Here is a 13,332-nt window from a genome sequence, read left to right on the forward strand (position 1 = left end):
GTAGGCTAATTACTTGCGTTTAAAAAATGTTCGGTTAACACTAAAAGTCTATAATTATAATCCAAGGAATGTATCTATGAAAAAAGCCCTCAAATTTGCCTGTATTACCTGTGCAGTATCAATTGCATTAACAGGTTGCAGTCAATCTAATAATTCAGCCTCTACCCCTGTGGCAACTGAGCAAACACAACAAGTAAAAACCTATAACGCTAAAACCTTTTTTGATACAACATCTATCATGGGCAGTAGCTTTTCCCCGACTGGCGATAAAGTTCTAGTTAGTAGCGATGAAAGCGGTATCTATAGCCTCTATGAAGTCGATGTAAAAACAGCAAGTAAAACGCGCCTAACCAATTTTGAAGACAGCACCTACCCTATTCGCTATTTCCCAAATGATGAGCGTGTACTATTTACCAAGGACTCAGGCGGTAATGAGCGCTACCATGTTTATGTGCGTGAAGTTGATGGTTCAATCAAAGATTTAACTCCAGGGGAAGAAACCCGCGCGAGTTTTGCAGGCTTTACTAAAGATGGCAGTCAGTTTTTTATTACCAGTAATCAACGCGATGCCAAGTTTATGGACTTGTATCGTGTAGATAGCAAAACCTATAAAGTCACGCCCGTTTATCAAAACACACAAGGACTAGATGTGGGCGCAATTAGCCCCGATGGACGCTACATTGCACTGTCTAAAAATAATACCAATAAAGACAGCGATACGTTTATTCTTGATACCTATAAGAAAACCCTCAAGCCGCAATTAATTTCAAAACACGATACACCAGCACAATATACGCCTGAGACCTTCTCTGTAGACAGCAAATATTTATACTACTCAACAGACGCTAAAGGAGAGTTTTCAGAGGTGTGGCAATATGAGCTCGCCACAGGCAAGCACAGCCCAGCATTAAAAGATGATTGGGACGTTAGCTTTATTTACTTTTCTAAATCTGGGCGTTACCAAGTAAGCGGTGTAAATGCTGATGCCAGCACAAAGGTCACAGTAAAAGACACGCAAACAGCGGATGAAATTGCCATGCCTAAATTACCTGCGGGAAATCTACGTGGTGTGAATTTCTCAAGCGATGAGAAAACCATGGCGTTTTATTTAAATTCAGATACCTCACCAAGCAACTTATTTGTTTGGCAAGTTGGCAGTAATGAAGCCAAGCAACTTACCAACACATTAAGTGAAGATATAGATCAAAACGACTTAGTAGAGAGCACCATTGTGCGCTTTAAAAGTTTTGATGATTTAGAAATACCGGGCGTATTATACAAACCAAAACAAGCCAGCAGCACCAATAAAGTACCTGCACTTATTTGGGTGCATGGCGGCCCAGGTGGGCAAAGCCGAACTGGTTATAGCGCAATGCAGCAACATTTAGTTAATCATGGCTATGCTATTTTTGCCGTCAATAACCGCGGTAGCTCAGGCTATGGTAAAACATTTTTCCATTTAGACGATAAAAAACATGGCACCGATGATCTACAAGATATTGTCTACGGTAAAAAACACTTACAAAGCCTAGATTGGGTCGATGCAGATAAAATCGGCATCATGGGTGGTAGCTACGGCGGCTTTATGACCGCAGCCGCGCTTGCCTTTGAACCGGAAGAGTTCAAAGTAGGTATCAATATTTTTGGTGTGACTAACTGGGTACGCACACTGAACTCAATTCCACCATGGTGGGAAAGCTTTAAAAAGGCGCTATACGATGAAATGGGCGATCCTGCCACCGATGGTGAACGTCACCGTGCTATTTCACCGCTATTTCATGCCGATAACATCACTAAGCCTTTAATGGTTATTCAAGGTGCTAATGATCCACGCGTATTACAAATTGAAAGCGATGAGTTGGTTGCTGCGGTTAAAGCTAATGGTGTGCCAGTAGAGTATGTATTATTTGATGATGAAGGCCACGGTTTTAGCAAAAAAGAAAACCGTATCAGCGCCTCCAACGCCTACCTAAACTTTTTAGATACTTACTTGAAAGAACGCTTTGGCCCACAAGGGTAATTGTAAGCCAATTTATATTAAAGCCTGCTGCGTTTTCATGTACGCAGGCTTTTTATTGCTTGGTTAATCTAGGTTCCAGTAAAGCGAGCGCCAAACCAAATACAGCAGCAAAAATACCTAAAAACTCAAACCAACTATTGCCTGCATGTGGCATAGTCCGCGAAAGCTCATTTGCAGTATAAACACGTTTACCTCCCTCAACCTCTTCAACAAATGATTCACCGACATACTCATCCATTAACTTAAAACTTGGTACCCTTCTGGCCAGCATTTCCCGATTTTTCTCATCTCTTTTTTCTCGATTCGACTCAATAATATAATTGCTCCAATGAGTAAAAACATTCAGAGGTTCACCTGTTTTGATCACACCTTGTGATTTATATTCGTAAAAGCGCTCATTGAACACATAGTTTTTATGTCCTGCATAAAACAATGCACAACCAATAGATATTAAAAACATTGCGAGATAAATAACCTTACGCTGTGTGGCTGAGCTCTTTACTGCTTTACTTTTATACCACAGCTCTACATCGGATATCTGTATGAGTCTTGCTTTGTCATGGCTGGAAATGAGAGGCTTCATAAACTCATCAACTGAAAGATCTAATGCTATCAATAAAGCTCTAAATATTTCATTTGAGGGAATTGATTTATCATTTTCAAGCTTGGATAAATAACTCTGCTCTATCCCCACTTGCTGAGCGAACTCTGGCTGGCTCAGTTTTTTATCATTTCTTAGCTGCTTTAATTGCTGACCTAATGTACTCATCTTAATGCTTCCTTTTTAAAAGTGAGGTTAGATTCTTGGTAATTCATGCAGATATATGAAGCTGAATAGTGAAGAATAATAAGGAATATTAGCAGGTTAGTATAAAAAAGTCGATCTGATAGCTGATAGCTGATAGCTGATAGCTGATAGCTGATAAAAAATTATGTTTGGATTTATTAATAAGGAAATTATTTATTGCTTGTTATTGAGGAAATAACAAGTGGCGGAGTGGACGGGACTCGAACCCGCGACCCCCGGCGTGACAGGCCGGTATTCTAACCAACTGAACTACCACTCCGCAGTGGTATGTGCATGGGGTAATGCACTTACTAATTTTGTTATGATATCAAATGGCGGAGTGGACGGGACTCGAACCCGCGACCCCCGGCGTGACAGGCCGGTATTCTAACCAACTGAACTACCACTCCGCAGAGATATCTTTTACTTGTCATTACTTAATTTGTTGGCGGAGTGGACGGGACTCGAACCCGCGACCCCCGGCGTGACAGGCCGGTATTCTAACCAACTGAACTACCACTCCAGCATACAAATTTTGTAATATAACAGTGTTTAAATAGTTGGCGGAGTGGACGGGACTCGAACCCGCGACCCCCGGCGTGACAGGCCGGTATTCTAACCAACTGAACTACCACTCCAGCGCGTATTTAAACTGTTATTTTTTCTTATTGGCGGAGTGGACGGGACTCGAACCCGCGACCCCCGGCGTGACAGGCCGGTATTCTAACCAACTGAACTACCACTCCATAATAAGAATATGTTTTACAACCATATGTTGTGTAAGTGTTGGCGGAGTGGACGGGACTCGAACCCGCGACCCCCGGCGTGACAGGCCGGTATTCTAACCAACTGAACTACCACTCCAGCGCATACTTACAAATTGTCGAAAATTGGCGGAGTGGACGGGACTCGAACCCGCGACCCCCGGCGTGACAGGCCGGTATTCTAACCAACTGAACTACCACTCCGCATTTTCGTTTCTGTCTGAGTCTCCCCTGACAGCGGCGTGAATAATACGAACCAGCCCCTGCTTCGTCAAGGGCTTTTTTGTTTTTTTACAGGTTTTTTAGTCATCTGACATCGAAAGGTTTAAAATTCCACCTGATTTATCATTTTTTGAGCTATTTTCTGGTTCATCTGATTTTTGCTGTTCAGCTTTTTTTGACTCAACAGCTTTCTTTTTATTTAAAAAAGCTAAATTCAATTTAAGTTTTAATGGTTTGTTCTGCACAAAAACACGAATACATAACCAACCTATAAATAAAATGGCCAAATTTCCACCAACAATTAAACTAACCATTAATCCCGTGGACATTACTTTTGGTTTTACAACTGGCACAGGAATAATTTCTGGTTCGCTAACACTGGCAACTGGAATTTCTGGAATCACTTCAATCGGTCTTTCTATTTCAAATAAATAGGTTGGCAATGTAGCCATAAACTCTCGGTCATTGATTGTTGAGCCAAAAACAGAGATTTCAATGTTGTAGCGCCCCCAACCATAATCTTGTAAAGCCAACTCTCTAGCAGTAGTGCTGTTGCTATCTAAGTAAAATACCTGCTCTTCACCATTGGGATAATAAATTTTACCTTGCATGATCACCGTATCAGGTTTTAAAAGCTCATCATCAATATTGATGGTAATGCGATGATCATCCCCCTCTTCGGTTGCTTCAACGGAGGTAAAGCTGAAAGGCGGCTCATGCACAACAATAGGATCTTGAACCACCCGCCTCTCTAATACATCAGTGGTAATATAAAGCTCAGGGCGCCACTCGCCAGGTGTGAAATTTAAAGTAAACTCACCGGTAAACACACCGTCTTTAGCGCTTTCATCGAACCCGTAGCCATCATCTTTGAATTCAGTTACTTGTTGTATGCCTGCACCAAAGTTTTCAAAGTTTTCATTATTGGTGCTCACAAAGCTTACATTAAGCGATACCGCATCTTTAAATAGGTTGGCGCGAATCGGCTCGCCATCATTTAAAATCTCACCAGTTACCTTTACAGTTTCACCCTGAAACAGAATTTTAGGCAGTGGGTCTACTTTTAGCGATAACTCACCAATAACAACAATGCGGCTTTCTGGCATTATTTGGCCAATAACTTGCCACGGCCCAGGCATGGGATTGCGAATAACCACTAAGTCATAATTTAATTCATCGTACCAATCAAGACTAGTGTTTCTCACCGCATTGGTTGCAAAGTATTTAGTACCATCGGGTCTTACTAAAATTACGGCAGGCGATCCAGGGCGTCTAAAAAATATTAATTTTATTTCATCAATTTTGTCATCAACACGAAAACGGTTATCCAGTAACGGGATTTCATTTTGTTTACCGCTGCCTTTTAACTCTTCAACTTGCTTTACGCTGTGTGCATCGGGGTGGAAACACACGGCGATTAAAAGCAGTGAAACTACTAATAGCGTTTTCATAATAATGCCCTATTCAGCGCGCCATAAACAATGGCCGCCCTCCTTTTGTACAATGTCTAAACGCGTTTGATGTGCGCTTTGCTCTGCATCGTTAGCTGCTATAACTACCAAAGGTGCTCTGTCGCTACTTAGGCGTCTAATACCGCCTTTTTGATCTTCACTTGAGTCATCTTTGTTTTGATTTAGGTTTAGCTTTACTTGCCCCCCGGTCATTGCCAGGTAAACATCGGCTAAAATTTCAGAATCCAGTAAGGCGCCGTGTAACGTCCGCTTAGTGTTATCAACATCGTAGCGGCGACAAAGTGCATCTAGGTTGTTCTTTTGCCCTGGATGCAAGTCACGCGCCATTTTAAGGGTATCAAGCACACCACAAAAACTATGGGTGTTTTGATAGCCTTGATTTAATAACGCAAATTCATTATCCATATGGCCAATATCGAACGGCGCATTATGAATGACTAACTCAGCCCCTTTAATATAGTCAAAAAACTCTTGAGCAATGTCACGATAAAGTGGTTTATCGCGTAAAAATTCATTAGTAATACCGTGAACATCGATTGCTTCTTCTTCAATGCTGCGCTGCGGATTAATGTAAACGTGAAAATTATTGCCGGTTAACCGACGATTCATAAGCTCCACACAACCGATCTCAATGATACGGTGCCCTTGTTTAGGGTCGATGCCGGTGGTTTCTGTATCTAAAACTATTTGTCTGCGTGCCATATCGAATTAAGCCTGACTCTGGTATCTTTCTATAATCACTTTATTGTACATAATATCAAGGTAAAACAGTGCAAAAAACCGTAGAGATTTACACCGATGGTTCGTGTTTAGGTAATCCAGGCCCCGGTGGTTATGGTATTTTTATGATTTATGAAGCCCATGAAAAAAAATTAAGCCAAGGTTATAAGCTTACAACCAACAACCGTATGGAAATGCTGGCAGCCATTGTGGCGCTAGAATCTCTTAATCGTGCCTGCACTGTAACCCTGACTACCGATAGCCAATATGTTAAGCAGGGTATTGAGTCTTGGATCACCAATTGGAAAAAACGCGGTTGGCAAACCTCGGCTAAAAAGCCGGTTAAAAATGTCGATTTATGGAAACGTCTCGACAAAGCCTGTGCCGAGCACGACGTTACCTGGAAATGGGTAAAAGGGCACAGTGGCCACAAATATAACGAAATTGTTGACGACCTTGCTCGTGATGCAGCCAGCGGCAACAACTTACTCGATGATGAAGGTTACCAACCGTAACCCTCTACATCATGCTATTTTTTATTTTGTTGATAATGCTGCTTTGAGGTTTGCCTAAGCCCTACCCCTTTTATTGGCACAAATTGTGGACGAGCATGCCACTTAGGTTTGATTGGTGTAAGTGGCGCAACTCGTTTTCGTGCCACCAGCATATACACACTGCCCATAGGTTTTAAATACTGTTTGGTAAAGCTGCGCCAAAATGCAAACCGCGATAAGCGATTACCGCGCGCCAACGACGAATAAATAAAACGCTCATCGGCCACAATTTCAAATCCAAGTAAATTTAGCCAGTCTTTTACCCGTGCAGGAGTAAAAAAGCGCCCTGTCCACGGTAATTTTTGACGGCTAAACGGCAGTAACTGCGCTAACCCACAAAAACTAAACGGATTAAACCCCGTAATTGCGATATAACCGCCTGGAATAAGGGTTCGATGAGCCTCACGTAAAATATGATGTGGATCTGAGTGATACTCTAAACAATGGCTCATAATGCAGGCATCTATACTATGCTCGTAAAAAGGCAGTTCGTCTATATCGGCAACCACCCCCGTGTATGGGCCAAGCTCTGCAACACATACTTGATGTTTAATGGAGCTTTTACTGGTGTCTAATTCACCGCTTAAATTACCTAATTTAAGCATATGATAGCCAAACATTCGCGGTAACCAAGGCGACAATTTGCGTTCTATATCACAACGTAAATAATCACCATGCGGAAACTGCTGCCATGACAACGGTTTAGGACCTTCTTGAAAACTAAGGGCTGGTTTCATTATATAAGCTCGTTATAATATTAATTAAATACCACTTTATAGAGCAACGATACATGGTGCAAGTCAAAGCAATTAAAGCCTTTTCTGATAACTACATTTGGTGCTTAACCACCGAACAGAATAACCAAGCGTGGGTGGTTGATCCTGGGCAATCAGCACCAGTTTTAGAGCATTTAGCACAGCATAACTTAACCCTTGGCGGTATTTTAATTACCCATCATCATTATGATCATACCGATGGCGTAGCTCAATTAGTAAAGCAGTACCCAAACATTGCAGTTTATGGCCCTAGTAATAGCCCATTTGAGGGAATAACAATGCCTTTAAATGAAGGTGACACAATTAGCGTTTTAAACATTCCATTTGAAATTATAGCCACCCCTGGGCACACCCTAGACCATATTTGTTATATTAATGATGCACTGGCCTTTACTGGCGACACCTTATTTAGTGGTGGTTGTGGGCGCTTATTTGAAGGCAGCCCAGAGCAAATGTGGCATTCATTTAATAAGTTTCGAGCATTGCCAAGTGATTGCAAAGTGTATTGCACCCACGAATACACCCAGGCAAACTTGGCCTTTGCAAAAGCGGTTGAGCCACGAAACCCCGAATTACTCGCTTACAGCCAGAAAGTAGATGAATTGCGAAAAAATGATGAAATAAGCTTGCCAAGCACCATAGGCCAAGAGCTTAAAGTTAACCCTTTTATGCGTAGTAATTTGCCCGATATTACAAAGTCATTACCAAAAGAGTATTGTTTAGTTACAAAAAACAATGAACCTTGGGAAAACTTTGCTAGTCTGAGGATGTTCAAAGATAATTTTTAAGCCAGTAACAAAAATAATTAACTGTTCATTTTAAATAACAATAAGTTAACACTTTCTAATTATATTTGTTTGGATTTTTAACGATGACAAGTGGCAATGTTGGCTCATAATGAGTAGTATTCGCCGAGTTTTTTACCCTATGTATTGGTATTTATGAATAAATCTCCTCTTTTATTGGTTTTAGCGATGACGCTAAGCGGTTGTCAAACATTGACAACATTAGACACAGATTCACAAAATCAAGTTCAAAACCAACTTGAAGGCGCCAGCCCAAATGATATTAGCACTGCATTAATGATTAATGCGCAATATCAACAAGTAAATGATATTGAAGAAGAAGCCCCTGTGTTTGACGATGTTTGGGAGCGTATTCGTTACCAATTATCTATTGATATTCCACAAAATCGCCCAGTGGTCGCTGAGCGTAATTATTATGCACGTCATCAGGCATACCTAGATCGCATTTCTAAACGTGCTGAGCCGTATTTACATTTTATTGTTGAAGAAATTGAAAAGCGTGAAATGCCCATCGAAATTGCACTTTTACCCATTGTAGAAAGTGCGTTCGACCCTTATGGCTATTCGCACCGTACTGCATCGGGTATTTGGCAGTTTATGCCCGCAACCGGCGAGCGTTTCGATTTAAAACAAAACTGGTGGTATGACGGTCGTCGCGATATTGTGCAGTCTACTCGCGCTGCACTTGATTATCTCTCATACTTACACAAAACCCTTGAAGGTGATTGGCTGAACGCAATTGCCGCCTATAACTCAGGTGAAGGCCGCTTGTTGCGTGCGATAAAAAAGAATCGTAAAAAGCATTTACCTACCGACTTTTGGTCACTAGATTTACCTCGTGAAACCACCGCCTACGTGCCTAAATTATTAGCTTTAGCTGATTTACTAAAACGTGCAGATGAGTTTAAAGTGTCGTGGAAGCCAATAATTAACGCACAAGTAGTCGAAGTGGTTAATATTGAGTCACAAATAGATTTAGCACTGGCTGCGGATATGGCCGATATGACCCTTACCGAACTATATCGATTAAATCCAGGATTTAACCGCTGGGCAACCGATCCTGATGGCCCACACTTTTTATTACTTCCTACCGATAAAGTAGAACAATTCACTGAAAAGCTTACCGCTACAGCGATTAAAAACCGTCTTCGTTGGCAGCAATATAAGGTCAAACGTGGCGATAGCTTGTCGGTGATTGCAGATAAATTTACCACTAGTATCAGCGCGATTAAGTCATTAAATAAGCTTAACTCAAACGTAATTCGTGTGGGTCAACAAATTTTAGTACCACTCACTGATGGTAAAATTAACAGTGAACATTTGCCTCAGCAAGTACGTGCGGCCGCTAATAAAAGTTTACGCACTAAACTTTCTCATACGGTAAAAAGTGGCGATACCCTATGGGATATTAGCCGCGAATACGATGTAACTATGAGTGAATTAGCTAAGTGGAATAAGCTGAAAAAAAATGCAGTACTGCGTTTAAATCAAAAATTGGTAGTTTATAAGTCAGCTAGCCAGCCTAAAAAGTCGACGAGTAATACTAATCGTACTATTACCTACAAAGTGCGCCGAGGCGATTCTTTAGCGCGTATAGCGTCTAAGTTTAATTTAACAGTGAGCGATATTATTAAATGGAATAACCTTGCCGGACAAAAATACTTACAGCCAGGACAAAAGCTTAAATTAAAAGTAGATGTAAGAAGTAGCTGATCCCTATTGTAATAAACTGTTAAATAAAAAAAGAGCGCATGCGCTCTTTTTTTATGCCTGCTATAAACCTTAGCCTACAATGCCTAAAGGCTGTGCTGTTTGCCATGCACCGCGAGTAAAATCGGGAATATCGATTGAGCGGCTACGCTCACTCACAGACTGGGCTGATAACGGTGAAATAACCGACCACGCTGCGCCATCGTAAACGTCCTGATCCAGCGGTTCGCCATTTCTTAGGCAATAAATCATCCGCCAAAACATTAAAAAGTCCATACCCCCGTGGCCGCCATTGCGCTGTGCTTCTTCACCCATTTTAATCCATAGGGGATGGTCGTACTGCTCATACCATGCGCTCATATCATAATCCCACTCATGAAAGCTTGTTGATCCGCCATTTTCAAGCGCAATACGATTAGGGAAACCGGCAAACACCCCATTCGTCCCTTGGATTAAATTATGTCGAGAGTATGGCCGAGGGGTTGTTGTATCGTGCTGTACCATAATACTGCGCCCCTTGAGAGTTTTAATCAGTGTCGTGTTCATATCACCGGCAATATAATTAAGCTGATTACGGGAATGATCCGCTGCAAATTCACGTTGTGCATAGGCGCTTCTACCCAGCGAAGGTGAGCTCATTGAAGTTAAAAAATCAAACCTATCGCCACGATTTATATTCATATATTGCGATACAGGGCCTAATCCATGAGTGGGGTATAAATTACCATCACGTTTTGCATGCCATTGCGTTCGCCATGAGCCTGTTTTGTGATCTAGCTCTTTCATTTGCCAACGAAGCTCATGAATATAGGCCGCTTCGCCATGTAACAGCTCCCCAAATACACCTTGGCGCACCATGTTTAATACCATTAACTCGTCGCGACCGTAATTCACATTTTCCATCATCATGCAATTCTTTTGAGTACGTTCGGCGGTGTCTACAATCTGCCACATTTCGTCAACAGTCAGTGCCAGGGGCACTTCAACAAAAGCATGTTTTGCGCTGTTCATAGTATCGATAGCCATAGGTGCATGCCATGCCCAAGGAGTAGAAATAATGACTATATCTATGTCTTGTCGTTCAAGCATTTGTTGATAGGCCCGCTCACTGCCAGTATATAACGCCGGCTTAGCTACCCCTTTATCAACTAAATAATTGGCAGCTCGCTCTAGCACCTCAGTATGCGTGTCACAAATAGCGACTATTTGCGCACCTTCAATATGGCTCATGCGCTTTACATGTCCATAACCGCGCTGACCCACACCAATAAAGCCCACTCTAACCACATCCATTTTGGGCGCGACTAAACCAATAACACTGCGCCCTTGCTGTTTTGGTGCGCTTGCATTAGCACTTCCACTTGATGCACAACCACTCACTACACCGGCAGCTGCGGCGACACTGGCTGCTTTTAAAAAGTCTCGACGATTAAATTGCTTCATTACTTTATCCTTTTTGTTATTGTTTTAACTTACCTAAAGGCGATGAACGGGTAAATAGGTGAAGAGGTAAGCGACATAAAAATAAGGTTAAAAGAGATAAAAATTCGCATTTAACGGTTACTTGGGGTTATAGTCGAAAAAAATTATTATTTTAAGTAGTTATGTCTTATATAAAAATCACTGCACTTTTTTTAGCTATTGCACTAACGGGTTGCTCTGAGCCTACAACTCCAGCTTCATCTCTTGAAAACAGCTCAGGCGTTAGTTTAAACAATCTTAAGCAGCATATTAAAACCTTAGCATCAGATGACTTTGAAGGACGCGGCCCGCTTACCTTAGGTGAAGTTAAAACCGTTGGTTATTTAAGTGAGCAATACCAAGCTATGGGGTTGTCTGGCGCGTATCAAGGGAAATATTTACAGCCAGTTAAAATGGCCATGCTAACTGCAGATCAAAAAATGCAATTAACTATGGGAGAGCTTAGCTTTATTGCAGGTAAAGACTTCACCGCCCGTACAAAGCAGTTACAGCCGATTATTGATGTCCGCAATAGCGATATTGTGTTTGTTGGTTATGGGATTAACGCGCCAGAATATAACTGGAACGACTATGCCAATGTTGATGTAACCGATAAAACCGTTATTGTGCTGGTGAACGATCCGGGCTTTGCCACCCAAGACGATACACTATTTACAGGCAATGCCATGACCTACTATGGCCGCTGGACTTATAAATATGAAGAAGCCGCGCGCCAAGGTGCAAAAGCGGTATTTATTGTTCATGAAACAGCCCCAGCCGCATACCCTTGGGGCGTGGTTGAAAGCTCAAACACGGGCACCAAGTATAGCTTAATGGACAACAGCCTTAATGCATCTGAACTGCCGGTTATGGGCTGGTTAACACTTAATGCGACTGAACAAGTATTCGCATCGGCAAACTTAAATTATCAACAATTAAAGCAACACGCATTAAGTAAGCAATTTCAAGCCAAGGAATTGAACTTAAAGGCAAACCTTGCATTTAAAAATGAAGTGTCACACGCTAAATCACATAATGTGGTTGCACAAATTACAGGCAGTGAAACCCCTGACGAATACGTTATTATTAGTGCCCATTGGGACCATTTTGGTACTAAACAAACCGACAGCGGACCTAAAATTTATAATGGCGCAGTCGATAATGCTTCAGGCACCGCAGCAACGCTTGAAATTGCTCGCATTATGAGCAAAATGCATCAGCAAAAGCCGTTTAAGCGCTCAATCCTGTTTGCTAACTTTACCGCCGAAGAAACAGGTCTAATCGGCTCAGAAGAATTTGCCAATGGGAATATGATTGCCACCAAAAAAATGGTCGGATTATTAAATATCGATGGTATGAACGTGCTCGATGAAACCGATTATATTTTGCAATACGGTAACAACCTATCAGAAATGGAGAGTTACTTAGCAAGCGCGGCTAAAGCACAAGGACGCGTGGTAAGAATGGATCCTCGCCCACAAAGTGGATTGTTTTTTAGATCAGATCATTTCTCACTCGCTAAACAAGGCGTGCCAAGTTTACTGTTTATGAGCTTAGGTGATACCGACCCTGACTACATCAGTCATAAATACCATAAAGAAGCCGACGACTATTCAGATACATGGTCATTAGCTGGTGCAAAACAAGATATCGAGCTGGTTATAGATATAGCCAGACAACTTGCCAATAATGGCGATTGGCCTAAGTGGACAAGCGAGTCTGATTTTAAAGCCAAACGTTTAGAAGATAAGTAAATAAAAAAGCAGCCGAGAAATTACTCGGCTGCTTTTATCTGTATCGTTAAAGATTGTGCATGTTTGTTACTGAACTTTAGCAAATTCTTGCTTAGATAATTCACCATTCCCGTCAGTATCTAAGTCATCAAATAATTTAGCTAATTGTGAATTAGCTTGTGCTTCAGACTGGCTAATAACGCCGTCGCCATCAGAATCAAAAGAATCAAAGTCAACCGCAGCAAAAGCGGCAGAAGACGAAGCAAGTGCAATTAAAGCAAGCGTTTTAGTAAATGTTTTCATAATA

The 13,332-nt window shown here is 41.7% G+C and carries 11 protein-coding genes and 7 tRNA genes; 5 read left to right on the forward strand and 13 right to left on the reverse strand.

Annotated features, from left to right (window positions below):
• The first annotated feature begins 76 nt into the window (after positions 1 to 76).
• A complete protein-coding gene (locus tag PUND_RS12000) occupies positions 77 to 2,020 on the forward strand; it encodes a S9 family peptidase (RefSeq protein WP_010391429.1) in 1,944 nt (647 codons plus the stop codon).
• 52 nt (positions 2,021 to 2,072) lie between these two features.
• Here the strand turns inward: PUND_RS12000 and PUND_RS12005 are convergent, their stop codons facing one another.
• The 10 genes from PUND_RS12005 to dnaQ all read right to left on the reverse strand — a co-directional run bounded on the left by PUND_RS12005 (position 2,073) and on the right by dnaQ (position 5,967).
• Complete coding sequence (locus PUND_RS12005; RefSeq protein ID WP_010391428.1) at positions 2,073 to 2,789, reverse strand: helix-turn-helix domain-containing protein; 717 nt, start codon at positions 2,787 to 2,789, stop codon at positions 2,073 to 2,075.
• A 221-nt stretch (positions 2,790 to 3,010) separates the two neighbouring features.
• Positions 3,011 to 3,087 (reverse strand) — tRNA-Asp (locus PUND_RS12010).
• Positions 3,088 to 3,140: 53 nt separating this feature from the next.
• Positions 3,141 to 3,217 (reverse strand) — tRNA-Asp (locus tag PUND_RS12015).
• 36 nt (positions 3,218 to 3,253) lie between these two features.
• Positions 3,254 to 3,330, reverse strand: a tRNA-Asp gene (locus PUND_RS12020).
• Positions 3,331 to 3,368: 38 nt separating this feature from the next.
• Positions 3,369 to 3,445: transfer RNA gene (locus tag PUND_RS12025), tRNA-Asp, on the reverse strand.
• A 31-nt stretch (positions 3,446 to 3,476) separates the two neighbouring features.
• Positions 3,477 to 3,553, reverse strand: a tRNA-Asp gene (locus PUND_RS12030).
• Between the two features lie 41 nt (positions 3,554 to 3,594).
• Positions 3,595 to 3,671, reverse strand: a tRNA-Asp gene (locus PUND_RS12035).
• A gap of 27 nt (positions 3,672 to 3,698) precedes the next feature.
• Positions 3,699 to 3,775: transfer RNA gene (locus PUND_RS12040), tRNA-Asp, on the reverse strand.
• A 98-nt stretch (positions 3,776 to 3,873) separates the two neighbouring features.
• The gene (locus tag PUND_RS12045; protein WP_010391426.1) at positions 3,874 to 5,244 is read right to left on the reverse strand and encodes a TIGR03503 family protein; all 1,371 of its coding nucleotides are present in this window, start codon (positions 5,242 to 5,244) and stop codon (positions 3,874 to 3,876) included.
• 9 nt (positions 5,245 to 5,253) lie between these two features.
• Positions 5,254 to 5,967, reverse strand: coding sequence for a DNA polymerase III subunit epsilon (gene dnaQ, locus PUND_RS12050; RefSeq protein ID WP_010391424.1), 714 nt, complete (start codon positions 5,965 to 5,967; stop codon positions 5,254 to 5,256).
• 68 nt (positions 5,968 to 6,035) lie between these two features.
• On the opposite strand from dnaQ, the gene rnhA reads away from it, so the two are divergent.
• Entirely contained in the window at positions 6,036 to 6,500 is a 465-nt protein-coding gene (gene rnhA / locus PUND_RS12055) for a ribonuclease HI (protein WP_010391423.1), read from the forward strand.
• A gap of 14 nt (positions 6,501 to 6,514) precedes the next feature.
• Here rnhA and PUND_RS12060 read toward each other — a convergent pair whose 3' ends face one another.
• The gene (locus tag PUND_RS12060; RefSeq protein WP_010391422.1) at positions 6,515 to 7,276 is read right to left on the reverse strand and encodes a class I SAM-dependent methyltransferase; all 762 of its coding nucleotides are present in this window, start codon (positions 7,274 to 7,276) and stop codon (positions 6,515 to 6,517) included.
• 53 nt (positions 7,277 to 7,329) lie between these two features.
• Between PUND_RS12060 and gloB the strand changes: the two genes are divergently transcribed.
• Both gloB and PUND_RS12070 read left to right on the forward strand, forming a co-directional pair.
• Positions 7,330 to 8,103, forward strand: coding sequence for a hydroxyacylglutathione hydrolase (gene gloB / locus PUND_RS12065; RefSeq protein WP_010391421.1), 774 nt, complete (start codon positions 7,330 to 7,332; stop codon positions 8,101 to 8,103).
• A 153-nt stretch (positions 8,104 to 8,256) separates the two neighbouring features.
• The gene (locus PUND_RS12070) at positions 8,257 to 9,834 is read left to right on the forward strand and encodes a LysM peptidoglycan-binding domain-containing protein (protein ID WP_041709094.1); all 1,578 of its coding nucleotides are present in this window, start codon (positions 8,257 to 8,259) and stop codon (positions 9,832 to 9,834) included.
• 69 nt (positions 9,835 to 9,903) lie between these two features.
• On the opposite strand, the gene PUND_RS12075 is transcribed toward PUND_RS12070, so the two are convergent.
• Entirely contained in the window at positions 9,904 to 11,274 is a 1,371-nt protein-coding gene (locus PUND_RS12075) for a Gfo/Idh/MocA family protein (RefSeq protein WP_010391419.1), read from the reverse strand.
• 161 nt (positions 11,275 to 11,435) lie between these two features.
• Here PUND_RS12075 and PUND_RS12080 point away from each other — a divergent pair, with 161 nt between their 5' ends.
• Entirely contained in the window at positions 11,436 to 13,046 is a 1,611-nt protein-coding gene (locus tag PUND_RS12080) for a M28 family metallopeptidase (protein WP_010391417.1), read from the forward strand.
• A 66-nt stretch (positions 13,047 to 13,112) separates the two neighbouring features.
• On the opposite strand, the gene PUND_RS12085 is transcribed toward PUND_RS12080, so the two are convergent.
• Complete coding sequence (locus tag PUND_RS12085) at positions 13,113 to 13,328, reverse strand: EF-hand domain-containing protein (RefSeq protein ID WP_010391416.1); 216 nt, start codon at positions 13,326 to 13,328, stop codon at positions 13,113 to 13,115.
• Between the last annotated feature and the right edge of the window lie 4 nt (positions 13,329 to 13,332).

Source organism: Pseudoalteromonas undina, from assembly GCF_000238275.3.
Classification (GTDB): domain Bacteria; phylum Pseudomonadota; class Gammaproteobacteria; order Enterobacterales; family Alteromonadaceae; genus Pseudoalteromonas; species Pseudoalteromonas undina.